Origin of the sequence: Saccharothrix sp. BKS2, from assembly GCF_047689505.1 — a bacterium.
GTDB classification, from domain to species: Bacteria; Actinomycetota; Actinomycetes; order Mycobacteriales; family Pseudonocardiaceae; genus Actinosynnema; species Actinosynnema lopnurensis.
In genome coordinates this window covers 156,504-180,192 of the sequence record NZ_JAUQOL010000017.1, presented here as the reverse complement: position 1 = coordinate 180,192, position 23,689 = coordinate 156,504, and the positions used below count along the sequence as shown (strand labels likewise).

Genomic DNA, 23,689 nt, shown 5'->3' with positions numbered 1-23,689 from the left:
CGGCCCCGACGTCAAGTCCACCACCACCGTCTCCATCCCCTACGCCTACACCCTCGACCAGACCACCTGCGTACCGGCCATCGTCAGCCGCACCGCCGGCGCCAACAACGGCATGAAGGAATCCAACGGCACCTGCTAGCTGTTGCGGGTCATGACGTTGGTGACGGTGGGGCGGGCCTGAACGGGCGGACGGGTCTTCCGGCGGCAGGATGAGAAGTGCGACCAACTCGTCCGCCGAGCAGAAAGACCCGTCCGTGCTCCACCGTAACGCCCCGCTGTCCGTGGAAGGCCGCCACCGCCTGGTCCAACGCTGTGAGACCCGCCCGATCGCCCACGTCGCGGCCGAGATGGGCATCTCACGCCAATGCGCCTCCAAGTGGGTCAACCGCCATCGCCGCTTCGGCGAGGCAGGACTGGCCGACCGTCCCAGCGCTCCGCGCCGGCAGCCCACCGCCACCCCCGCCGAGGTGATCGTCCGTATCGAGCGGCTGCGACGGGACCGTAAATGGTCCGCCCGCCGCATCGCCCTGGAACTCGCCGCCGAGGGCACCACCGTCTCGACGCGCACGGTCGGCCGGCACCTGGCCCACCTCGGCCTCAACCGCCGCCGGTTCCCCGACCCGACCGGCGAGACCAACCGCACGCCGCGGCGGATCGTCGCCCACTGGCCCGGCCACATGGTCCACCTGGACGTGAAGAAGGTTGGCGTGATCCCCGACGGCGGCGGGTGGCGCGTCCACGGCAGGGGCAGCGAGCAGGCCAAACAGGCCGAACGCGCCAAGAACACCGGCACCGGCAAGTCCGGCACCCGGCGCAGCTACACCTACCCGCACTCCGCGGTCGACGGGTTCTCCCGCCTGGCCTACACCGAGGCGCTACCCGACGAGAAGGCCCGCACCACGATCGGCTTCACCCACCGGGCGCGGGCGTTCTTCGCTGCCCACGGCATCACCCACGTCCACCGCATCGTCACCGACAACGGCTCCTGCTACCGCGCCCACGACTTCACCACCGTCCTGCGCGGCGCCCGCCACCAACGCATCACCCCTACACTCCACGCCACAACGGCAAAGTCGAGCGCTACCAGCGCATCCTGGGCGAGGAATTCCTCCACGCCCACGTCTGGACCAGCGAACAGCACCGCACCGACGCCCTGGCGGTCTGGAACATCCACTGCAACTACCATCGCCCCCACACCGCCGCCGGAAACCGACCACCAGCCACACGGCTCCACACCGGCGTCACCAACGTCATGGCCTCATACAACTAGGCGGCATCCGTAACCGGGACTACCCGTGGTGTCAACTGCGCGACGCTACCCTGTGATCCTCAGCCACCTTCGAGAAGCGCCTCGAACAGCATCGCTCAAAGCGGTGCGATAGAGTCATACAGCACATCGCGAGTCGCCTTTGGTCGAACGACCCCTTGACCAACCGATATGTTGCGGACTCAACCCCCAGAATTTCCCAGATCTTGTTCCGACCCGCGAAAACGTTGAATCCACAGGTCGCAGCGGTGCGATTGAATGCACTTCAGCGCAGTTCGCCCATGTTCGTTCATATTGAATTCTCCCAATTTCCTCCCCTCTCCCTCCCACAGCAGGGTCACGTCGACCGCCGCGGCCGTCGAACACATGTGCGTAATCCAAGTGGACGAAATGCTCGCCAGCAACGAGGTGCTTATCCCACCGCCTACACCATGCAAGCGGCTTGACCGCAGAAGCTCGGATCGCACCCGGTCGACGTACAGGGCCTGACCGCGGTGTCGACTCCCGGCCCTTGAAGACAGTCGGCACTCACCAGAAGCGAGGGCCGATGGAAGTGCGGGACCTCCACAGCTTCCTCCACCATGTAGGTGCAATCTATGTAGATTTCATCTACGCTGATGTCCATGTCGGGTTTCGTGGGCAGACAAGCCGAGCTGCGCCTCCTGCGCAAGCGCCTGGACCGGGTGATCACCTCACGGGAAGGGGCCGCGATCGCCATCCGCGGACGACGGCAGGTGGGCAAGTCCCGGCTGGTTCAGGAGTTCTGCGACCGGGCCGACGTCCCCTACTTCTACTTCGCCGCCACCAAGGGCGCGTCCTCGGTCGAGTCGATCACCGCTTTCCTCGCCGAGCTCGCCGACTCGTCCCTGGCCGCCGGACAGGTCGGTCCGCCCACCGGGGTCACCGGCGGCTGGCCCGACGCGTTCCGCGTCCTGGGCGCGACACTGCCGGACACCCCCGCGGTCGTGGTACTCGACGAGTTGCCGTGGCTGGCCGAACAGGACGAGGTCTTCGACGGCGCGTTGCAGACCGCGTGGGACCGGCTGTGGTCACGCCGCCCGGTACTGCTGGTGCTGCTGGGCAGCGACCTGCACATGATGGAACGCCTCACCGCCTACGACCGCCCCTTCTACGGACGCGCGGACAACCTCGTGCTCGGACCGCTCAACCCCGCCGAGACCGGACACGCCCTCGGCCTGGACGCAGCCGATGCCATCGACGCCCACCTCGTCACCGGCGGCCTGCCCGGCATCATCCGCAGCTGGCCCCACGCCATGCCACCAGCCGACTTCCTGCGCAGTGAATGCGACGACCCGGCCGCACCGCTGTTCGGCGTGCCGGAATCCTCCCTGCTGGCCGAGTTCCCCTCACCCGACCAGGCGCACCGCGTCGTGGAATCGATCGGCGGCGACAACCGCACCCACGCCAACATCGCCGCCACCGCCGGAAGCAACCAGGGACACATCCCCTCCGGAACACTGTCGCCGCTGCTGCGCCGACTGACCGAGGAGAAACGCGTCCTGGCGGTGGACCACCCCCTCTCCACCAAGCCCGGCAAACCGGCCCTCTACCGGATCGCCGACAGCAACCTGCGCTTCTACCTGCCCATCGGACGCGCCATCCAGGAACAAGCCCGCCGCGGACGCCCCCACATCGGCGCCCGCGTCCTGCAACGCCAATGGACCAGCTGGCGCGGACGTGCCGTCGAACCACTCATCCGCGAAGCACTGGAACTCGCCGGACAGGCCGGCGAACTGCCCTGGCCCGACACCGTCACCGTGGGCGGCTGGTGGAACCGACAGCACAACCCCGAGATCGACCTCGTCGGAGCCGACCGCTCCCCCGTCGCCGGCCGCATCGACTTCGCCGGGTCGATCAAATGGATCGGCAGCACCTTCGACCGCCACGACCTCGAAACGCTCCGCCACTCCGCCAGCCACGTCCCAGGCTACGAGGCAGGCCGCTCCGGACTCGCCGTCGTATCCCTGTCCGGCACCGACATCGACACCGCCGACGCCGACCTCATCTGGGGACCGCAAGAGATCATGGACTGCTGGAAAACCGGCTGAACGGTCTGGCAGCCTCCGCCACTTGAGCGCGAATCAAGTGGCTAAGGTTACGCTCGATCTGGCGACGAATCGCCCAAGCACAAAGCCGCAGCGATGAATCGACCGCTCCCGCACCCGCCGTCCGAGGGCACCTCCAAAACGACAGCGGTTGGGCAGCGTCCTCGACGAGTACCACCATGTTGCTCGACCTGCGCGGATGACATTTTCGGCGTGCACAACGCCGGGATCCCGCCCGAGCAGGCCACCGAGCACCTCGTCCTGGCCGGCCTGCCGCCCGCGTTCGCGCACGACTTGACGGCCCGCTGCGTCAGGGGAGCGGGCCTGCCCGCCACCCTTACCGACAAGGTCGACAAGCTCCTCCGCAGCCCGGGCCTGACCGTCCTCGTCACCGAGCGTCCAGCACCACTCGCCGCTGGACCAGGACGACCACCTCGGCCCCCACCGCCTGCACCACCTCGGGCAGGAACCGGCCCACCTTGACCACCACCTCACTCCATGCCCGACCGTCACCCAACCTCAACGCCTCCGCGATCAGCGGTCGTGCCTCGTGCCGGTTATCCTCCTGCAGCAAGGCCGCCGCGATGTCGAGCAGCACGTCCCCCCGGCGGTCGGCGTCGGTGACCATGGTGGCCAACTCGAGCGCGCTGTCCAGGTTTCCCACCCTCACCCAGGCGAGCGCCAGAGGGCGAGCGAGCGAGGCCTGGTTCATGTAGTCGATAGTCCCGGCGGCGCGACGCATCCGGCTGATGACGCGTTCGACGACGTACGGTTCCTCATCGGGGTCACGCAGGGCGAACACCCCACCGGCCAGCTCCCCGAGACCGGAATCGCCGCTGCCCGGTTCCGGATCGGGTGTCGCCCGCAGGTACTCGATCAGGTCGTCGACCAGGTCGTTGGCCCGGCGGAGGTCGCCGACCGCGACAAAGGGCTCGACCAGGTCCGCGCGCAACATCCGGGTGCCCGGATCCGCTCCGGCGGAGATCGACGAGTCGACCTGGCGCATGAGCTCACGCGCCAGGGCCGGTTCGCCGACGGCAGGCAGGACTTCCAGCAACTGCCGCCAGCCCGACATCCCGTTCCGGTAGGTCACTACCAGCGCTTCCTCTGGCTCGCCGGCGGTAGCCAGCACAATGGCGATCGCTCCGCACACGTTGTCCCGCTGCCAATCGTCCTTGACCTGTCCCTCTGCCCGAACGAGCAGGCGGAGCGCCTGTTCCACGTCACCCGTCCGGCTCAATGCCTCGGCCGCCCACGTCAGGACCCGCGCGGCCTGATTGCGATCCTCCATCTGGTCGGCGAGCTCGATCAACCGCACGGACGCGTCCTCGCCAGCCACACCAGCGGCCACCTCGGCGTGCAGCAGCCGCGCCCGCTGGATCAACTCGGGGAGGTGATCGCCGATGACGCGAGCACTGCGGAGGTCACCCACGTCGAGCAACGCCTCCGCGATCCTGATGTGTCCCTCGGCCTGACGGCCCACCGCCACACGCCCGACCACCGCGGCTTCCGCCCTTCGCAGCAGCGCCTCGGCTCGGTCGTTCATGCCCCGACCGACGAGCGCCTCGGCCACGACCGCCAGCGCTTCGGCCCGGAGCCCGTCCTCGGCGGCGCCCAGCGCGGTGACCTCCGCCTCGCCCAGGTTCCCGGCCGCGCAGAGGATCTTCACCGATCCAAGGAGCACGGAATTGGGGTTGGGCAACCGGTGGATCAGCCGATCGCGCAGGTCGAAGGCGATTGCCTCGGCCGCCGCGTGGTTGCCGCCGCGGACCAAGGCCAGCGCGACCTCGCACCAGGTCGAGACCAAGCGGGAGTCGAGCCCAGACCAAGCGACGAGGTGCACCGCGGTGTGGTGGTCACCCCGGCGGGCATAGGCGACCGCCAGCGCCTCAACGCAGACATCCCGTTGGAGCGAGTCGGCCATCTTCCGGATCAGGGTTCGCCCTCGGACCAGCAACCCGGCTTCGATCAGCGCCAGGACCGCGCCGTGCAAGATCCAGCCTTCATACTCGTCGGGACGCAACGCCATCAGCGACGTCGCCTTCCTGGCGTACCGACGTGCTCGCCTACGTGCTCCGAGTGTGTTGAGGCACCGCACCACGGCCAGAGCCGCCGCTGCCCTGCCTGCCGGATCACCGGGAATCAGGGAGAGCTCGCGGGCGCGCTTCGCCATCTCCCGAGCACGCCCGCGCTCCCCGACGACGGCCAGCACATGGGCGGCGTCCGCGAGTTCCCTCGCTTGCCTGGCCGGGGTCCGGTCTTCGGCAGCGGCGAGCGACTCAAAGTGGCGCAGCAGTCCGCGAGCCCGTCCATGGGCCCCCGAGTCGGCCAGTTCCCCTGCGACGTCAAGAACCGCCGCCCGCAGCTCGCCAGGATGGCCGGTCAAGCCGGCAACCGCCGCAGCCCGCTCGAACTCGCCGGCCTTGGCAAAGATCCGCACCGCCATCGCCAGGTCGACGGCCCGCTGGACAACGAAAGCTTGCGCCCACGCCACCTCCACCAGGTGGTCGACCACCTGGTGGGCGTACTCGGCCTGACCGGCGGCGAACAGGGTCTCTGCGGTCGAACGGAACGCTCCAACCCTGTCGAAGGACGATCCGATCGACCTCACCAGCGACACCGCACGGCTGTAGAACCCCAATGCGGCCCACAGCGCGGGCAGTCCGGCGGGAATGCCGAGTCCCCGGCTTCCGAGGTGATCGCGGTGCACCGCCAGTCGGGCCATGGCGGCCAGGTCGACGTGCTCACAGCCGGCGAGCGCGCGGAGGGATGCCGTGATCTCGTCGACGGCGAGCGCGTCGCCCCCGGAGACGTCCAGCACCCGGTCGTGGCGGTCGGGGTCCGTGGCGAGGTCGACCGCTCTCCCGAGGTCGCCCGATGCGAGCAACAGCGAGTGGTAGCCGTGCAGCAGGTACTCGGGTGTGCCGACCGGCCACAGACGATCGCGGTACTCGTCAGCCCACTGGTGCAGCCGGTGCCGACAGGCCTCGAGACGCTCGTCGCCGAGCGCTGCCACGACGCTGACCCGCAGCTCCTCGTGGCCGAGCAGGTACACGTCGGCCAGCTCACCGGGCCGGAGCTGGCTATCCCGCCTGGTGAACTCCGGCCCGCGACCGTCCACAGCCGGTCCTCGACATGCTGCCGGGTTTGTCCGGTGAGTTCCACGAGGTCGGCCACGGTGAGGCCGCCACCCGCGGCGACGAGCAGGCCGAGCAGGTCCTGCTCGTCGGGTGGCCCGCGCAGCAGGCGCGAGAGCTCGCGTTCCATGTCCGCCCGCGCCACCCGGGCGGCCGCCGACGTGGTGAGCGAGCGGACGACGGTCGACGACCGCAGCGGGTGGTGGCCGGGGACGTCACCGGGGATGGGCGGGTTCGGCCGACCAGCCACGATCACCCGCATGCCCGCTGGGGGATCCATGGGCAGCAGCGCGGCGATGCTGCGGTCCTCGCCCACGTCGGCGTCGGCTCCCTCGTCCTCGTCGAGCCCGTCGACTAGGAGCACCAGGGTTTCGCCGGCCGCCCGGCAGGCATGGGCGGCGGTGTCGAGCAACCCGAGCAGGTGGGTGGTACAGGACGTGTCGGTGACGGTCACCGCAGGTCCGCCGACGAGGGCTTGCAACTGTTCCAGGACGTTGTCGACGAAGGCTGCCCGACCACTCTGCCCCGCCAACCGGGCCGTGACGAAAAACGACACGATCCGCACGCCCGGCGGCGGGTTAAGCACGAACCACGACAGCAACGCCGTCTTGCCCGACCACGCGGGCGCCCGCCACCACCGGTAGGCGCCGGCTGCGACGGGGTCCCGGCAGAACGCGGCCAGCTCGGCCAACTCCCGGTCCCGCGACAGCAGCTCCGGCGGCGCGATCCGACGGACCTGGTGCAGGTAACCGCTGCGTACCGGGCTCACCGGCAACAGGTGCACGTCACCGATGTGCACACCCGTGTTCGCATACCCACCGGGACCCGCGATCGCATCACCGGTGTTGGACGCCCTGATGTGCCGCCAGCGAGCCATGCGGTCGTCAGTCGAGCCGGGCACCGCTGTTGGCGTCCCCGTCGTCGGCCACCGCGTCACCGGTGTCCCGCACCCGGACGGAACCGGTCGCCTTGCCACGCACACCGCTGTTGGCCGAGCCACCGCCACGTGCCTGCGCCAGGCCCGTGCCGCGCACGTCGAGCTGCAGGTCCGGCAACGTCCTCAGCGCCGCCCATAGCGCCACCCCGACAGCGGCGACCGCACCCAGAGCCGAAGCGAACGCGGCTACCTTGTTGGCGTCGTCCCACCGCGCCACCGCGAACCAGCCGCCCAGTCCGGCGACGCACAAGCAGGTCAGCGACAGCACCACACGGCCAGCTCTCACGCGACCACGATCCCATACCCGCGGCGGTGCCAGGCTCACTCTCATTGAGTCTTTTCATCGTGGTTGGCGGTGGGTCTCGATGTGGTGCAGGACGAGGATGGCCGCGACGATCGCGGTGGCTCGGCGTGGGCAGCATCGCAGCTTGGCCAGGGCTTTCCAGCCCTTGAGCAGTGATACGGCGCGTTCGCCGAGTGCGCGGATGCGGGTGTGTGCCCGGTTGACCGCCTTCTGCCCGCGTGACAGCCGAGGGCGTTTCGCGTGACGTTTGAACGGGGTGCGCACCGTGCCGCCCTCACCCTGTGGGGTGCCGGAACTCTGCACTGAGGCGCCGACCTGCGGCGATCGCGCACCATGAGCTGTAGGAGCATGATCGTGAGGCGTGGCGCTACGACTGCTGTACCTGATCTTCGTTCGGGTCGTCGACTGCTTGGTTCTGCTCGGCCGGTCATCGGCGGCCAAGGACGTGGAGTTGCTGGTGCTGCGGCACGAAGTCGCCGTGCTACGCCGAACCAACCCTCGCCCACGGTTGGACTGGACCGATCGCGCGATGCTCGCCGCGTTGGTCCGACGCCTACCCGGCTGGTTACGGCAACACCGGTTGGTGACACCGGGGACGCTCCTGCGATGGCACCGGCGTCTGGTCGCGAAGAAGTGGACGTACCCGAGCCGCACCGGCCGACCTCCGATCGACGACACGGTTGTGGCGTTGATCGCGCGGATGGCCCGGGAGAACGCCGGGTGGGGCTACCGCCGAATCCAGGGCGAACTGCTCAAGCTCGGCCACCGGGTAGCCGCTGCAACGGTTCGCCGCGTGCTCAGGCGCCTGCGGGTACCGCCCGCGCCCCAGCGCGACACCGACACCTCCTGGCGGCGGTTCCTCCGCGCCCAGGCCGCGAGCATGTTGGCCTGCGACTTCTTCCACGTCGACTGCGCCCTCACCCTCAAGCGCGTCTACGTCTTCTTCGTGATGGAGGTCGCCACCCGCTAGGTCCACATCCTCGACACCACCAAGAACCCGAACGGCCCGTGGACCACGCAACAAGCACGCAACCTATTGATGGATCTCGGTGACCGGGCAGACGACTTCCGGTTCCTCATCCGCGACCGGGCCGGCCAGTTCACCGCCTCGTTCGACGCGGTCCTCTCCGACGCAGGCATCCAGGTCGTGAAGATCCCACCACGGTGCCTGCGAGCCAACGCCCACGCCGAGCGGTTCATCGGAACCGCCCGACGCGAAGCCACCGACCGCCTGCTCATCATCAACGAACACCACCTGCGGTCGGTACTCGGCCGCTACGCGACCCACTACAACCACCGCCGACCCCACCAAGCCCTACAGCTCGCACCACCACGACCGGACCGGCCGATCGCAGAGGCGGACTACACCGCAATACGCCGCCGACCAGTCCTCGGCGGCCTGATCAACGAGTACGAACCCGTAGCAGCCTAACCGCAGGTCAGGCCACGTGGCCGACTTTTGACACCTCACAGGGCAGGCCGTCGTCGTCAGTGCCTACCGGGTGTAGTAGCCCTGCATGTCGACGACCACGTGCGTTGTGCCTACGGAGTTGCGGATGTCCACCAGGGCGCCCGACCCGAGTCTGATGGTGGACGCGTTGGACGTGATCTCCCCTCCGCTGACGTTCATGGTCGATGGTTGGCCGGCGAACGGGACGTCGTGCGACCAAGCCGTGATCACCGTGTTGCCGGAGGGCTGTACGCCGGTGAGGTTGAAGGCCGCCGCCGTGGCCTGCGCCGGCAGCCCGTTCACCGGGAGGGTCATGATCTCGCCCGGCGTCAGCGCACGGGGGTGCGGCGACTCGGGGTTGCGGGTGTCGACGATCCGGGTCGGCGTCGGCAGTGCCACGAACCTGCTGCCGCTGTCGCCCGGGACGAAGTAGCCCAGTACCGAGACCAGCGCGTGCGCCTGTCCGAAGTGGAGGAAAACGCGGATCGCGCCGTCGCTGCCGATCGGCACGATCGACTGGGCCGCCCGGTCCTCACCCGCCTCGACGTTCAGTGTCGAGCCACTGCGTTCACCTTGGCCGAACACCGTGAAGAAGCTGCCGTGCGTGCTCTGGGTCCCGGTCACGTTCACCGCGACCGCGACCGCGTTGGACGGCACGTCCGCCACGCCGCGGATGGGCAGGGTGAACGTTTCGCCACCCGTGAACGGGCGTTGGTGGCCACCGGTGGCGGTGCGCGTGTCGAGCACCAGCGCCGCGCTGTCCTTCGGCTGGTAGGTCGACGCACCGGAGGCGCTGTAGTAGCCGAGCAGGTCCACCAGGGCGTGGATCGTTCCCGCGTTGTTCCGGATCCTGATCTTGCGGTCGGTGCCGACCGGGACCACGGCCATGACCGCGGCCGGGCGGGTCGGTGGGATGTTGAGGTTCGACGACGTGGGCAGGGTGTCGCCGTAGGCGGTGAGGAACGTGTGCGCCGAGGCGTCGACACCGGTCAGGTTCACCGCGACCGCGCTCGCCCCGGCGGGCAGGTCCGGGATGGTCAGGGGCACGATCTCGCCCGCGGTCAGGACCTGCGGGTGGCCGCCGGTCGGGCCGCGGGTGTCCAGCAGTCGTGTCGGAGTGGCGAGCGCGGTGTAGGCGTCGCCGCGGAGCCGCTGACCGATCCAGCTCGCGATGTCGTCGACCCGGGTCTCGGTCGCCCCTTGCCGGGTTTCCGTCGAGTCCAGGCAACCGGCCTGCCACGAGGTGTGGTGCACGGCGATCAATTCGACCGTGCCGTTGCGCTCACGAAGCGTCGGGCCGCCCGCGTCGCCCTTGCACGTGGTCGTCGCGGTCTGCGGGTTTCCGATGACCGCCAACGTGTTGGCGGTCATCGACTGGACCGAAACCGTCGCACTGTGCAGTTTCCCGGGCACCCAATCGACGTTGGTACGGCCATATCCAGCGATGCGCAACAACTCGCCCGTCGTGGGCGGGGAACTGCCGATGGCGACCGGGGCGATGTCGGCGATCGGCGTGGCCAGCTTCGCCAACGCCACGTTCCGGTCCGTCCGGAACAGCAGGTCGACCACGGACACGGCGTGGCCATCGGTGCCGTTCTGGTCGGCGCGGCCGACGATCGCCGTCGCGGCGACCTTCGGGGGACCGGCCTGCCCCGCGTTCTCCGGGAAGCAGTTCGCCGCAGTGATCACCCACTGCGGGGCGACCAATGCGCCACTGCACCCGTGGGCGCCCCCGACCTCCAGTTTCACCGCGAACGCGTAAGTGCCGTCCGCGACCGCGCCGCCACCGCTGACCGCGGCTCCCGGCACCGCGGCGAGCAGACTCGCCGCCGTGACGAGGGCGAGCAGTCCGGCGGCTCGCCGAAGTCCCGGGCGGCTCATGCGCACACCCGGAGTTCGAGCGCGGTGACCCTGCCGCCGGCCGGCACAACGGAAACACAACAAGTTCGCACGGTTCCCCCATGAACAGCTTTGCCGAGAATTGATGACGCCATCCCCGCGGTCGACCGACCCTTACCTGGTCGCATTGAACTCGATCAACGATCCGGGAGTTCCGGTGACGCCCTCGCCAATCGCGGTGAGTCCGTTCTTGCGAATCGGCGTGTTGTGCACGGACCCGTCTTCGGCGCGCCACGTCGCCACGACGTTGTAATCGTTTCCGTACACCAGGAACGCCTCGGGCAGTTCCATCACGATCTGACCCTTGACGCCGACGACCTTGAAGCAGAAGAAGTTTCGGCCCTGCGGGAAGGCCGTGCTCTCGACTTTCAGCTGGTTCGCGTTGTCCGCGCACTCGACGAACAGGATGTGCCCGTCACCCTTCTTGAGCTTGATGCCGCGCTCGGCCTCGATGGCCGCGGCGCCGGGGTAGTCGTAAGTCTCCACCAGCGACGGCTGAGAATCCTCGGCCGGTCCGGCGGCACCACCGGTCGCGGCGGCGGAAGCGCCGAGCAGTAATGCGCAGACGGCGCCAACCGCACCGACAACGAGCGTGCGAGAACGAGCCCTCACCGGACCTCCCCAGATCAGCGCACGCGGTCTTGGATGATCAACCGCACGCGGAACGCGCCCCAGTTGCGCCACCACCGTTCGGGCGCTGCCCCAGATAATGGGCCAACGGCGACCGGAAGCCAATCTTCTATGTCGTGCGTCACATTGTGTAACGAACCCGAACGTTTGCCAACGAAGGGCGTTTGCTCTATAGATTCCAGAAGGGGGAAAATTGAAGACCTCGGCCAGGTCGGCAGTGGCCCCCTGCTCAACTCGCCAATGACTCCGGGGGTCCGATGAGACGAACAGAAATCGGCAGGCGGCTACGGCCATTCGGCACAGCCGTCATCGCGACCGCATTGGCTCTCGGCGTGGTGATCGCGCCGACCGCGTTCGCCCAGGACGAGGTCGTCGTTCCGCTCACCGATCGCATGAAGATCGTGCAGGCCATGCGCGCGGGTGGTCCCGTGGTCCAACGCACCGCAGAAGCCGCGCTGCTCGGGTCCGAGGCGGACGTTCGCGAGTACCTGGCCAACGGCAGGCAGACGGCGTCGGTGCACGACGACCGCCTGCGCGCGGCGCGGATCATCGCGATCAGCGGGCGCAAGGTCCGCGAAGCCGCCGCGCAGGCGCTGTCCGAAACGCCGGAGCAGCTCTCCGAGTTCCTGAAGAACGGCTGGCAGGCGCCGCTGGCGCAGGACCAGCGCGTCCAGATCACGCAGATCATGAACGCGGCCGGGCCCGTCGTCCGCCGCACCGCGAAACAGGCCCTGGACGGCACCGACTCCGACCGGCAACTGTTCCTGCGTGTCAGCCAGTTCCCGGCCCGGGAGCAGGACAACCGGCTCAAGGTCACCCAGATCATGAACGCGGGCGGCGCCGAGGTGAAGCGCACCGCGGAGATCGCGCTGTTGGGCACGGCCGACGACATCCGCGAGTACATCGAGGTCGGTCAGCACGTCGCACGTGAACGCGACCAGGAAGTGCTGACCGTCTCCCAACTCGTCGAACTCGCCCGGGAAGCAGGCGCCACCGCGGCGCTGGAGACCGAGAAGGCGAAGGAGGCTTCCGAGCAGGCGGTGCAGGCCGCCGCGCTCGCGAAGGAAGCCGCCGAGCGCGCCGCGCGGGAGACCGCGGCCGCACGGGACAACGCGAACGAGGCTTCCGCTGCCGCCGGACGCGCGGCTGACGCGGCCAGTGGCGCCGCAAAGGCCGCCAACGTCGCGATCGGTGCCGCCGAGTCGGCGAACAACGCCGCTCGGGTCGCCGCCAACGCCGCGGCGCGGGCCGCGAGCGCCGCGACACTCGCGAGTCACGCCGCGACGCGAGCCTCCCACGCCGCGGCTGCCGCGGCGACGAACGCCAACGACGCGTCGGCCGCACGTCAGGCCGCGCAGGCCGCGCGCGATGTCGCAGCGGGCGCGAAGCTCGCCGCCGTCGCCGCGAACGCGGCGGGCAACGCGGCCATCGCCTCGGGCAACGCCGCCAAGGCGGCAGCGGCGGCAGCGGGTAACGCCGACGCCGCGGCGGCCGCCGCGGCCGAGGCGGCGAACCAGTCGAACGTGGCGAGCGCGGAAGCGGCACGCGCCCGGAACGCCGCGGCTCAGGCGCGCCGGTACGCGCAGGCCGCCACGCGCGCGGCGAACGAAGCCGATGTGTTGGCCGCGCAGGCCGCGCAGGCCGCGTGGGAAGCACGTGACGCGGCAAACGCCGCCGCACAGCACGCCGAGAACGCGGCAGCCGCCGCCGACGAGGCAGCCGACCACGCCGGTGACGCGGCGGACGCCGCCCGCCGGTCGACCGATGCCGCCAATGCCGCGTCCGCCGCGGCGATCACGGCGACTTCGGCCGCCGAGCGGGCCTCGAAGGTCGAGGAGGCGGCGCGTGCGGCGGACCAGCAGCGACTGGTCACCACGACGGAGCTCAGGACCGCGGAGGCCGCCGCGGCCAAGGCGGAGTACGAGGCGCAGCCCGTCCCGCCGCGGCGGGACGACCTCGAAGACAGCCGAATCGACTCGGACACGCGCAGACTGCTGAACGAAGCGGTCGCACCGGACGCCGCGCGCGAGGTCACGGTGGCCAAGGGCCGCAAGGCGGCTTCCCGGATGATCCGCACCGGTGGCAGTTGGACCCGTGAGGTCGCGTTCGCCGCGCTCGCGGGCACCGAGGACGAGGTGATTGAGTTCGTCCGCAGGCAGCGCGCCGTCGCCGCCGAGCAGGACGACCGCTCACGCGTGTCGCACATCGCCGACAGCGGGGAGATTCCCCCGCTCAGGACCGCGGCGGTCGCCGCACTGGCCGGCGATGGCGACGCGGTGCGGTCGTTCCTCACCACCCAGCACTACGACGGCAAGTACACCGACGACCGGGTCAAGATCGCGCAAATCGTGAACGCGGGCGGCTCCGCGACCAGGGCCGCGGCGTCGCGCGCCCTCGAAGGCTCGGAACTGGACCAGCACGAGTTCATCCGCACGGGTCAGCACGTCGCCCGGATCCAGGACGAGAGGGCCGCGGCGGCGGCATTCCTCCCGGTGGCGGGGCAGCCGCTGACCGAGGTCGGCGCCGCGGCGCAGATCGCGCTCTCGGGACCGCCGTCGTACGTGACCGAGTTCCTCAACGTGGACCGCTTCAAGGCCCAGCGCAGGGACAACGACGCGGCCACGCACGCGGCCAGGATCAAGGGCTACGTGGCCGACGCGGCGCAGATCGCGGCGACCGCGCAGTCCGACGCGGCGGAGGCGCAGCGCGTCGCGGCCGTGGCGCGCAACGCCGCCGCCGACGCCGAGCGTCACGCGCAGGAGGCGACGAAGCACGCGGCCCAGGCCGAGGAGTACGCCAAGGAGGCCGAGCAGTCCGCGGTGGACGCGCAGAACTGGGCGGAGCAGGCGGCGGCTTCGGCACGCCAGGCCCGTGAAGCCGAGGCGTCGGCCCACCAGGCGGCGAGGGCGGCGGACAATTCGGCCGCGCAGGCCGAGAGCTCCGCGGCGAACGCCAAAGCCAGCGCGGCGCTCGCGAACACGTATGCGGCCCAGGCCCGTGCCTCGGCCGACGCGGCGGGCAGGGACGCGGCGGAGGCCGCAGCCCTCGCCTCGGAGGCGTTGCAGCTCTCGATCGACCTGAGGAACGCCGAGGAGCGGGAGCAACGCGCGCAGGACGCGGCGTTCGAGAACTACGAGGTACCCGACTTCATCAACGAGTTCGAGAACGGGACCGTCACGTTCTACCTCGACGGGCACTGCTACCTGAACGACGTGAAGCTGCCGACCAGGATCGGCACCGGCTCGTGCACCGGCCTCGTGCACGACTTCGACATCTGGCTCGGCTGGGACATCGGCAACGTCGACTTCGAGCGGTTGTCCGCTGACCCGCAGGCCGCCGCGATGCTGCTGAGGCTGTACTGCTCGGACCGCCCCGACGCGTGCGGGCCGGATTTGATCAACCAGTTGGTCACCGTGCCGCTGCCGATACGCATGATCGAGAACGGAGGCGGCAGCGGGTTCGGCAAGTCGATCGGCAGGCTGCTCGGCTGGGCCGCGCACATCCCGAAGTTCGGCAAGATCGCCGCCGGCCCCTTCCGGCAGAAGCTGAACAACATCGCCACGCACATCACCGAGCGCGACCTGCGTGCCGCGGCACGTGAGCTGAAGGGTGAGGTCGTCAAACGCAAGCCCGACGGCACGCCGTGGGACCACGTGCACGAGGTCCGCGACGCGCAGAACGGCCTGTTGAACGTGATCAGGGAGTCGAAGAAGGTGCTCGACAACCCCGCTCGGAGCGCGGCCGAGAAAGCCGCCGCGCAGGCGGACCTGAGCAGGGCGAGTAGGATGCTGGACCTGTCCGAGCAGTTCGTGCCGAGGAAGTGACCATGAGCATCGACCTCGATGAACTCGTCGAGCGAGCCAAGGAGGGCACGGTCGGCAAGCAGGAGATCGCCGAAGTGGTGCGTGAGCTGGCGTCCACTGAGGACGAGTCCCGGGCGTACCGCCTCCTGTACGTCGTCGGCCGTTCGTCGGCGACGGAGCACGAGGATCTCGTGGCGGGCTTCCTGCGGGGGGATGACGCGGAACTCGCCAAGCTCGCCTTGCAGACCCTGTGCACGTTCTGGGGTCTGACCGAGTCCTACTTGGACTTCGTGCGCGCGTTCCTCGACGGCGTCTCCTGGGACTACTCGGGCGATGTCCAGCTGATCGCGGCCTCCGCGGCGGGCGAGCACCTGCGCGACCACACCGACACCGGACTCCTCGCGCGGCTGGTCGAGCTCGCGTACCCGGAGAACGACAACCCGGTGCTGCGGAGGGTGGCGCTGGAAGCGCTCGCCCGCGGGCTCGGTGACCCCGACCGGGAGACGCTCCGCGCGGGCGGCGAAGACCGGGACGGGTGGGCGGCCCGCGTCCTCGCCCGCGCCGAGGACCGGCTCGCCGCCGAATAGCGCTCCGCGGGCCTTCGGTTCCACCTCGGTGAGGTGGAACCGAAGGCCCGCGCCGAACGCCCGTGAAGCGGGTCGCCGTGGGGATTGCCGAGGTGGACGGCACTCGCACCGGAGACGCCCCCCTGTGGGGTTGTGCCTGCCGATAACGTCATCCGTTTCCGGGCGCACCAGTAGTCGGAGTCGACGAAGCGTGGCGGCCGGGATTCGGTGCAGCAGGGCGGCGAGGAATGCCCGGTCGCCGGGGGGAGAACCGCGGACGGGTGTCTGCGAGTCGGCGCTCCAGGACCGTGATCTGGTGCCGCAGCGCCAGGATCTCTGTGTCTTTGTCCCGGTCGCTCATGGGCAGCAGGCGCAGCAGCGCGAAGGCGTTGGTCACGCCCAGGTAGGCCAGTCGGAGCAGCACGATCAGTCATCATGCCGCGTCAGCCGAGGGCGCTGCAGATCTGCGGCCGCACCCGGGAGTGCCTCGACCTCTCATGCTACGCACAGCTTCAACCTGCATGGATGAAGTTGTCGGCAGGCACAACGTCACCAACGTAGCTCCGGCCGCAGGCGGGTTCCTGGACTCGTCAGGCGAACCGCTTGACGACCCCAGGCGGTGTCGCACACCTCATGCCAGCCGAGTTGATCATCAACGCGTGGTTGCGCATACCGTCTCGATGATCTGGGAATCAGCCGTTTCCCGTCTACTTGGGCGTTCTGACCGGTAACGTCGCGAAGCGACATCTGATTCAGTCGAACTCGGCCGGGAGGGACGAGTGGCAGACGAAGCCGTACGGCTGGGCCGCGGCTTCCCGGGTGCTCTTCTTACTGATGCTGCAGAGCTTGTTCCGGGTCGCGTGCTCGGCGACGATTTGCTCGGCGAGGTTGGGGCACTTCCTGAGCGAGCTGGCCGCAGGCGGCGCGTCGGCCTCGTCCAGCCCGTACGGCTCCTCTTTGTCTTGTTCGGCACACCATCTCCGGTAGACCGTGGGAAAGGTACGCAAACAGGCTCCGACGAAGAAGGTCCGCAGCGAGGCGCCTCCCTCCGCAGACCAGCCCTCGCCGACCAGGGCGTATCGGTGGAACACCCGCAGTGCGGTAGCCACGCTCTCCGCCGCCAACTCGAACCGGAGCAACTTCGAGGTGGCCGGCCGGGCGCAGGCCGGAGCGTGGGTCAGTTGTAGATGAGGCGGTTGACCCGGACCAGGAAGTCCTTGCCGAGGTCGCTGGCGGGGTCGCCCATCAGTTCGGCGATGATGTGCATCGCCAGGTCCCGGCGTTTCGGGGAGCGTTCGGCGATGGCCTTGCCGAGCGCGGCGGGCATCTGTTCGGCGGTGAGGTCGGTGCAGTAGACGGGGCTGCCTGGCTGCTGGCGCCACGAGTCGGTGATGGTGCCGGCGTCGAAGCCCTCGAAGCCCGTCTGCTCGACCAGCGACATGCCCAGGGCCCGGTCGTCGTCATCGTCCGCGGCGACGGGGATCGCGATCCGGCCGGGGGTGCCGCTCGGGTTCGCGTAGGCAACGAAGGACTGTGCCGTGATGGCGTTCCACGCCTTGACGACGGGCCGGCCGAGGTGCTCCTCGACCCAGCGGCTTTCCACGCGCCCGCGATCGAGGGCCGCGATGTGCCCGTCGCGGGCCGGGTAGTAGTTCGAGGTGTCGATAACGACGGCGTCAGCGGGCAGGTCGGTCAGCAGCGGCTTGAGGTCGGGCACCCGGATGAGGGGGACCGAGGTGATGAGGACGTCCACGTCCGCGGCGACGTCGGCCGCCGGCACCGCCCGGGCGCCGGTGGCGAGGACGTCGGCGGGGATCGTCTCGGGCCCGCGCGAGTTCGCGATCTTGACGTGGTGGCCGTGGGCGCTCAGCCGCTGGGCCAGCACGCTGCCGATGCTGCCGGCTCCCATGATGCCGATCTTCATGAAGTTCTCCTCCTGAGTGATGTGCTGCGTGTCGTTCGTGTGCGCGGTGCTCTGCGGTTCTTCGTCTTCACGCCCCCACGACCAGGGCGATCAGCGAGAGCCGCGGGGAATCTGGTTGGCTCGGGCGCAGCACGCAAACGGTCGTCTCATTACTTGCGGCAACCACCTGAGTCCGGTCACTGCTCGGCGCCGGTGATGCGTGGGTCGAGTCCGTACTGGTGGGGCACGCCGAGGTTCGCGCGCAGGGTCGTGCCCAGGTACTCGGTGGGGTAGATGCCGCGTTGCTGCAGGATCGGCACGACCTCGTCGACGAAGGCGTCGACGCCGTCCTCGTAGATGTCGGGCGTCACCCAGAAGCCGTCGGCGGCTCCCGCCTCGAACCACTCCTGCAGGTGGTCGGCGTGCAGCTTCCCTGGGCCCACGACCGTGGGGTGGAAGTCGATCACGCCATGGGCAAGGACATCGCGCGGGGACCACCCCTGGCGTGCCACCGCGAGAGCGTTCGACGAGCGGGGGTCCCTCGGTGAGGCGTGCGCGGTGGCCAGTTGCTCCGGTGTGAGGGGCTCGTCGATCTGGTCCGGGTGGATCCGGATGCCGAGCACCGCGCCGAGGTGGGGCAGGCGGGCCTCGATGACGTCGCCGGCATACCTCAGGCGCCGGTCGAGGCCTGCGCGCACGGTCGGTGCGACGGTGGTCATGATGCCGGGGATGTACTTGATCTCGTCGGGGTCGCGGCCGGCTTCGCGTGCCGCGTTGCGCACGAGTTCGCGCTGGGCGCGCGCCTGCTCGATCGTCCATACCTCGGCGATGAAGCCGCTGGCGTAGCGGCCCGCGATCGACAGCAGGTGCGGGCTGGGGCCGCCGGCGGTGAAGACGACGGGCTGGCCCTGCTCCGACGGGGGATCCCGAGGGGGCCTCGCGAAGCGAGGTACTCGCCTTGCAGGTTGACCGGTCGCAGCTTCGACGGGTCGATGAAACGGTCCGCTGCCTGGTCCTTGACCCACGCGTCCTTCTGCCGGCTGCCCCACAGCGCCTGGACGATCTGGATGGCCTCGTGGGCGCGCTGGTAACGCTCGTCGCGGTCGGCGACGGGCCTGCCGTAGTTGGCCGCGACGGCGGGATCGCTCGTCGTGACGGCATTCCAGCCGGCGCGACCGTGGCTCAGGACGTCGAGGGCCTTGAACTGGCGTGCCGTATTGAACGGCTCCTGGAAGGTCGTCGACCCGGTGGCGACGAAGCCGATGTTCGTCGTCTCCCGCGCGACGGCGGTCAGCTGGATCAGTGGGTCCATGAGGTTGCTGATCGTGGAGTGCTCGACGTCGCCGCGCACGGCGGGGAAGTCGGGCGTGAAGAGGAATGCGAACTTGCCGCGCTCGGCGGCTCTCGCGTGGCGCACCGTGGCGTCGACGTCGGCGTAGGTGCCGGGGTCCACGTGCGGGGCACGCCAGGCGCCGTGCAGGCCACCGTATCCGTCGATCAGCCCCATACCGAGGACGAGCTGCTTGTCCGTCATGGTCACCGGGCCGCCGTCTCGCCGACCGCTGCGTCGGTGGCCGGTGCCTCAGCCACCGCCTCGCCGCTGACCGGCACGGCTGCGTCCGTCACGTCGGCGGCGGGACTCGGTGTCCGACGGACGAAGAAGGCGCCTACCAGCACGACCAGGCCGATGGCAAAGGCGGTCAGGAAGGCGGCGTTCGCGGCGGACGTGGCTTGGGCCGTGTCGAGCACGCCGGCGTCGCGGGCACCGGAACCGATGGTGTAGGCCGAGATGAACACCGCGCCGAAGGCGGCACCGGCGAGCTGCTGGGCGGTGGCGAAGGCCGAGGCGCCGTGCGGGTAGAGCTCGGGGCGCAGGCCGCCCATCGCACTCGTCGTCAGCGTCGCCCACATCGCGGACTGCGCACTGGTGAACACCAGCCACGCGACGATCAGCGTGACCACGCTCGTACTCTCGTCGACCTGGCTGAGGAACCACAGGACGGCCAGCCAGACGATCGCGGCGGGGATCATCAACGGGCGTGGGCCGAAGCGGTCGTACGCCCGGCCGCTCGCAGCCGCAACGATCGAGATCGCGGCCCCGCCGGGGATCAGGAAGAGGCCGAGCTGCAGGGCGCTCAGGCCGGTGACGTGGGTCAGCACCAGCGGGAGCACGACCAGCAGTCCGATCCCGTTGCCCGCGACGAAGAGCATCACCAGCAGAGGTGCGGTGAACGACCTCCGGAGGAAGATCCGCATGTCCAGGAACGCGCTGTCGCGACGCTGCAGGGGAATCTGTCGGAGGACGAACGCCACCAGGCCCACCAGGCCCACGGTGATCGGCAGGTACGGCGAGATGGAGGTGTGCCCGGAGGACGCCTCGCCGATCAGGGAGAGTCCGTAGACCAGGCCGCCGAACCCGAGCGCGGACAGCAGCAGCGACAGCAGGTCCAGGGTCACCGGCTCCGGGGTGGTGGTGTTGCGCAACTTCCACGCGCCCAACGCCAGCACAGCAACCGCGAACGGCAGCATCAGGATGAACAGCCAGCGCCAGCTCAGTGTGGACAGCACGAGACCTGACAGTGCCGGCCCGACCGCCGGCGCCACGGCCGGGACGGCCGTGGTGATCGCCATCATCTGGCCTCGGCGAGCGACGGGGACCAGGCGCATGGTCGTGGTCATCAACAGGGGCAGGAAGACGGCGGTGCCGGAGGCCTGGATGATCCGGCCGGTCACCAGGACGCCGAACGTCGGCGCGATTGCGGCGAGTGTCGTCCCGACGATGAACAGCGACAGCGCGACCAGGAAGACCGTTCGCATGGGGAACCGTCGCATCACGAAACTGCTGGCCGGGATCAGCACGGCCATGGTCAGCAGGAAGCCGGTCGTGACCCACTGCCCGGTGCTCGGGGTGACCCCGAAGTCGGCGATCAGCGTCGGGAGCGCGACTCCCAGGAGCAACTCGTTGAGGAAGACGATGAACGTCGAGACGATCAGGATCCCGATGACCAGGGCGACACCCGGCGGAAGCCGGTCGTCGGAGGGGACCGTCGGTGCCGGAGCGGCGACGTCGAATTCTGGTGGGGTGCTCATGTGCGTGCTCGCTGTCTCAGGAAGCCGGAAGAGGAGGATCAAGCGGTGCGACGTGCGCGCGTCATCGGCGCTCAGGGGTCAGGTCCGGGCCGGACAAGTCGGCGCCCGAAGGACAACCGGGTGGGTGGCGGTCGGGCCCAGGTGATCACCGACCCGCAATCGCCTACGAGGATGGCGCTGCTTCCCGAATAGCCGACAATCTTCGCGGCGGTGACGGCAGCGCCCCGTCGCGAAGCCCACAGGGGTACGCCGCATCGTCCGCGGTGTCACGTTTTGCGGGCGGCATTGTGGGAGGTTGCTGGTCCGGGACATGCAACCATCGTGCAACCTTCACATCATGTGAATGTCAATTCTGAGCGACGAGAGGTCACTCACACCCCGTCAACCTTGACATCACCGTAACGTTGGGCAGGTGCTGAGGAGGCGGTCATGAAGATCGGTGAACTGGCGAAACGCACCGAGGTCCCGACGCGCATGCTGCGCTACTACGAAGAGCAAGGGCTGATCACGCCGCGGCGGCAGCAGAACGGCTACCGAGAGTACGACGAATACCTGGTGGATCGGGTGAAGAAGATCCGCGGCCTGCTCGACTCCGGCATCCCCACGCGCATCATCGGCGACATGCTGCCGTGCCTCAACCAGCCCCAGGAGATCGTTGTCGCCGATCCCGACCCTGAGCTGCGCGAGATGCTCGCGCGTGAGCGCGACCGGATGACCGAGCGCATCGCCCTGCTGGAGCACCACTGCCACGCCCTCACCCAGTACATCGCGGCCATGGACCGCTCCCTCGCCGCCACGACCGAGACCCGCCTACCGCAATGAACCTCGACCCCAGGGTGGCCGAATGACCTTGCTCGATCTCGACCCGGACCAGCTGCTCTCCACCACGCGGGCGGTCCGCAAGCGCCTCGACTTCACCCGTCCGGTGCCCGACGACGCGATCCGCGAGTGCGTGGCGATGGCCCTGCAGGCGCCGTCGGGCTCGAACATCGTGACCATGCGGTTCGTCGTGATTCGCGACGAGGCGAAACGCCGGGCGGTCGGAGACGTCTACCGCGAGGTGTACGCCGGATACAAAGCCTCCCCGGGATATCCCGGCAAGCCCACCGGTGACGACGCCCGCGACGCCGTACAGCAGCGGGTGGCAAGCTCCGCCGACTACCTGGGCGAGCACATGGGCGACGCACCGGTACTGGTGCTGGCCTGCAACGAAGGCCCCAACCGGCAGTGGGCGGTCGCCGGCATGAGCAACGTCATCCCGGCCACGTGGAGCTTCATGCTGGCCGCCCGCGCCCGCGCGCTGGGCACCGCGTGGACATCGATGCACCTCGCCCGCGAACGCGACGTGGCCGACATCCTGGGACTCGACTACGAAACGGTCGCGCAGGCCGTGCTCACGCCGGTCGCGTACACGAAGGGCACGGATTTCCGCCCGGCCGGGCGCCCCGACCCGGACGAGGTCATCCGATGGATCTGAGGCATGTCTCGTAGGCCATCACCTGGCCGGCCTCGCGGCACGCACACGCCGGCGGCTTGCACGCTAGGAGCTGAGCAAACCGGACGGGGCAGGTGCTATCCGGCATCGCGCCGGAGATGCTCGCCGGGCCGCTGACCGGGATCTACGACCCGTCCGGCACCGGACGGGTGCTGTTCGCGTTCTTCGCCGCGATGGCCGAAACCGAACGCGAGAACATCCGGAAGGCCACCCTCGAATGCCTCAATGCCGCGGCCCGCAAGGGAAACCACGGCGGCCGGCCACCGGTCATCACCGACGACATGCTGCACACCGTGCAGCATGTCGTCGCCGCGCGAACGGCGAGTCCGTCGAGGAGATCCGTCCCGACCTGATCATCCCCACCGGCAAACGCAAGGGGAAGAACCCCGGCCCGGCCAGTATCTACCGCGCGCTAGCCGAACACGAGAAGCGGCAGGCCCTGTGCTGCCGACAACTCCATCCATGCAGGTTGAAGCCGCGCGTAGCGTAAGGGGTCGAGGAGCTCCTGGGTACGGCCGCAGGTCCGCAGCGCCCTCGGGTGACGCGGCATGATGACCGGCCATGCTGCTCCGACTGGTTTACCTGGGCATGACCAACGCGTTCGCGCTACTGCGACTGCTGCCCATGAGCGTGCGCCGCTCGAAAAGCCATCGTCCCAGGTCACTCGGCCATACCGGCGCTCTGGCTGACCATGAGAACTGGTGCGGTTGCTGCGTGAGCGCGAGGGCCTATGCGTGGTGGGCGCCTCGGAGCCGATGGTGCTGCGCTCGCCGGGCGTGGACTGTCAGATCAGCTCCGACGGCCAGCAGGAGACCGCCACCGCGGCCGTCCGGCCACGCCAGGGCGCGGCGATCCCGCCGGGGACTGCACTGCGGCACCGACAACCTGTCCGAGACCATCCCCGGCGGGCCCGAACGGCGCACCCGCGCCAGCACACACTGCTCGAACTGGACCGCCACTCTCAAGCTGCCCGCAGTCGAGCCGGACCTGGTGCTGCGCTCCGCGTTCCCCATCAAGGGCCTGGCACACCACGACACCGGCGCGATCATGGCCGCCACCACCCCGCTGCCCGAGGGGCTCGGCGGCATCCGCAACCAGGACTACCGGTACCACCAGCCGCGCAACGCCGCGCCGTGAAGCCT

At 69.4% G+C, this 23,689-nt stretch carries 17 protein-coding genes and 5 pseudogenes; 12 read left to right on the top strand and 10 right to left on the bottom strand.

All coding sequences use genetic code 11. From position 1 onward, the window contains the following. The first annotated feature begins 254 nt into the window (after positions 1–254). Both Q5530_RS31755 and Q5530_RS31750 read left to right on the top strand, forming a co-directional pair. A pseudogene (locus Q5530_RS31755) lies at positions 255–1,270 on the top strand (IS481 family transposase). A 620-nt stretch (positions 1,271–1,890) separates the two neighbouring features. After that, positions 1,891–3,336, top strand: coding sequence for an ATP-binding protein (locus tag Q5530_RS31750; protein ID WP_415366499.1), 1,446 nt, complete (start codon positions 1,891–1,893; stop codon positions 3,334–3,336). Positions 3,337–3,721: 385 nt separating this feature from the next. On the opposite strand, the gene Q5530_RS31745 is transcribed toward Q5530_RS31750, so the two are convergent. Further along, positions 3,722–6,454 carry a hypothetical protein gene (locus Q5530_RS31745; RefSeq protein WP_415366498.1) on the bottom strand — a complete coding sequence of 911 codons (2,733 nt, stop codon included), beginning with the start codon at positions 6,452–6,454 and terminating at the stop codon, positions 3,722–3,724. Between the two features lie 26 nt (positions 6,455–6,480). Between Q5530_RS31745 and Q5530_RS31740 the strand changes: the two genes are divergently transcribed. Further along, positions 6,481–6,828, top strand: a complete 348-nt coding sequence (locus tag Q5530_RS31740; RefSeq protein ID WP_415366497.1) for a hypothetical protein — start codon at positions 6,481–6,483, stop codon at positions 6,826–6,828. A gap of 526 nt (positions 6,829–7,354) precedes the next feature. On the opposite strand, the gene Q5530_RS31735 is transcribed toward Q5530_RS31740, so the two are convergent. Beyond that, on the bottom strand, positions 7,355–7,678 hold the full coding sequence (locus tag Q5530_RS31735) for a hypothetical protein (RefSeq protein ID WP_415366496.1): 324 nt from the start codon (positions 7,676–7,678) through the stop codon (positions 7,355–7,357). Positions 7,679–7,747: 69 nt separating this feature from the next. After that, positions 7,748–7,993, bottom strand: a pseudogene (locus Q5530_RS31730) (transposase family protein); the annotation flags it as partial. Positions 7,994–8,072: 79 nt separating this feature from the next. On the opposite strand from Q5530_RS31730, the gene Q5530_RS31725 reads away from it, so the two are divergent. Further along, complete coding sequence (locus Q5530_RS31725) at positions 8,073–8,681, top strand: helix-turn-helix domain-containing protein (protein WP_415366495.1); 609 nt, start codon at positions 8,073–8,075, stop codon at positions 8,679–8,681. Positions 8,682–8,744: 63 nt separating this feature from the next. Here Q5530_RS31725 and Q5530_RS31720 read toward each other — a convergent pair whose 3' ends face one another. Next, a complete protein-coding gene (locus tag Q5530_RS31720) occupies positions 8,745–8,966 on the bottom strand; it encodes a hypothetical protein (RefSeq protein WP_415366510.1) in 222 nt (73 codons plus the stop codon). On the opposite strand from Q5530_RS31720, the gene Q5530_RS31715 reads away from it, so the two are divergent. After that, positions 8,859–9,143 carry an integrase core domain-containing protein gene (locus Q5530_RS31715; RefSeq protein WP_415366507.1) on the top strand — a complete coding sequence of 95 codons (285 nt, stop codon included), beginning with the start codon at positions 8,859–8,861 and terminating at the stop codon, positions 9,141–9,143. The two genes, Q5530_RS31720 and Q5530_RS31715, sit on opposite strands and share 108 nt — an antisense overlap. Positions 9,144–9,206: 63 nt before the next feature. Here the strand turns inward: Q5530_RS31715 and Q5530_RS31710 are convergent, their stop codons facing one another. Then, a complete protein-coding gene (locus tag Q5530_RS31710; protein WP_415366494.1) occupies positions 9,207–11,042 on the bottom strand; it encodes a S1 family peptidase in 1,836 nt (611 codons plus the stop codon). Positions 11,043–11,174: 132 nt separating this feature from the next. Beyond that, positions 11,175–11,672, bottom strand: coding sequence for a hypothetical protein (locus tag Q5530_RS31705; RefSeq protein WP_415366492.1), 498 nt, complete (start codon positions 11,670–11,672; stop codon positions 11,175–11,177). Between the two features lie 350 nt (positions 11,673–12,022). Between Q5530_RS31705 and Q5530_RS31700 the strand changes: the two genes are divergently transcribed. Both Q5530_RS31700 and Q5530_RS31695 read left to right on the top strand, forming a co-directional pair. Continuing rightward, on the top strand, positions 12,023–15,514 hold the full coding sequence (locus Q5530_RS31700) for a polymorphic toxin type 28 domain-containing protein (RefSeq protein ID WP_415366491.1): 3,492 nt from the start codon (positions 12,023–12,025) through the stop codon (positions 15,512–15,514). A gap of 2 nt (positions 15,515–15,516) precedes the next feature. Beyond that, positions 15,517–16,080 (top strand): hypothetical protein, encoded by a 564-nt coding sequence (locus Q5530_RS31695; RefSeq protein WP_415366490.1) that lies wholly within the window; start codon positions 15,517–15,519, stop codon positions 16,078–16,080. Between the two features lie 731 nt (positions 16,081–16,811). Here the strand turns inward: Q5530_RS31695 and Q5530_RS31690 are convergent. The 4 genes and pseudogenes from Q5530_RS31690 to Q5530_RS31675 all read right to left on the bottom strand — a co-directional run bounded on the left by Q5530_RS31690 (position 16,812) and on the right by Q5530_RS31675 (position 21,052). Further along, complete coding sequence (locus Q5530_RS31690) at positions 16,812–17,168, bottom strand: hypothetical protein (protein ID WP_415366489.1); 357 nt, start codon at positions 17,166–17,168, stop codon at positions 16,812–16,814. A gap of 68 nt (positions 17,169–17,236) precedes the next feature. Next, positions 17,237–18,007 (bottom strand): annotated as a pseudogene (locus Q5530_RS31685) (NADPH-dependent F420 reductase); the annotation flags it as partial. Positions 18,008–18,159: 152 nt separating this feature from the next. Then, positions 18,160–19,469: pseudogene (locus Q5530_RS31680) on the bottom strand (NtaA/DmoA family FMN-dependent monooxygenase). Positions 19,470–19,498: 29 nt separating this feature from the next. Beyond that, positions 19,499–21,052, bottom strand: a complete 1,554-nt coding sequence (locus Q5530_RS31675; protein WP_415366488.1) for an MFS transporter — start codon at positions 21,050–21,052, stop codon at positions 19,499–19,501. Positions 21,053–21,481: 429 nt separating this feature from the next. On the opposite strand from Q5530_RS31675, the gene Q5530_RS31670 reads away from it, so the two are divergent. From Q5530_RS31670 to Q5530_RS31650, 5 genes and pseudogenes are all read left to right on the top strand, one after another. Further along, on the top strand, positions 21,482–21,874 hold the full coding sequence (locus tag Q5530_RS31670; protein WP_415366487.1) for a MerR family transcriptional regulator: 393 nt from the start codon (positions 21,482–21,484) through the stop codon (positions 21,872–21,874). 22 nt (positions 21,875–21,896) lie between these two features. Continuing rightward, complete coding sequence (locus tag Q5530_RS31665) at positions 21,897–22,529, top strand: nitroreductase family protein (protein ID WP_306749561.1); 633 nt, start codon at positions 21,897–21,899, stop codon at positions 22,527–22,529. Positions 22,530–22,621: 92 nt separating this feature from the next. Further along, positions 22,622–22,900: a recombinase family protein gene (locus Q5530_RS31660; protein WP_415366485.1), complete on the top strand. Its 279-nt coding sequence runs from the start codon at positions 22,622–22,624 to the stop codon at positions 22,898–22,900. 402 nt (positions 22,901–23,302) lie between these two features. Beyond that, a pseudogene (locus tag Q5530_RS31655) lies at positions 23,303–23,401 on the top strand (trehalase-like domain-containing protein); the annotation flags it as partial. 136 nt (positions 23,402–23,537) lie between these two features. Next, positions 23,538–23,684: a hypothetical protein gene (locus Q5530_RS31650; protein ID WP_415366508.1), complete on the top strand. Its 147-nt coding sequence runs from the start codon at positions 23,538–23,540 to the stop codon at positions 23,682–23,684. Positions 23,685–23,689 lie beyond the last annotated feature (5 nt).

Coding starts and splice junctions, on each gene's coding strand:
- Q5530_RS31665 (WP_306749561.1), top strand. CDS start 21,897: ATGACCTTGCTCGATCTCGACCCGGACCAGCTGCTCTCCACCACGCGG.
- Q5530_RS31750 (WP_415366499.1), top strand. CDS start 1,891: ATGTCGGGTTTCGTGGGCAGACAAGCCGAGCTGCGCCTCCTGCGCAAG.
- Q5530_RS31670 (WP_415366487.1), top strand. CDS start 21,482: ATGAAGATCGGTGAACTGGCGAAACGCACCGAGGTCCCGACGCGCATG.
- Q5530_RS31710 (WP_415366494.1), bottom strand. CDS start 11,042: ATGAGCCGCCCGGGACTTCGGCGAGCCGCCGGACTGCTCGCCCTCGTC.
- Q5530_RS31695 (WP_415366490.1), top strand. CDS start 15,517: ATGAGCATCGACCTCGATGAACTCGTCGAGCGAGCCAAGGAGGGCACG.
- Q5530_RS31675 (WP_415366488.1), bottom strand. CDS start 21,052: ATGAGCACCCCACCAGAATTCGACGTCGCCGCTCCGGCACCGACGGTC.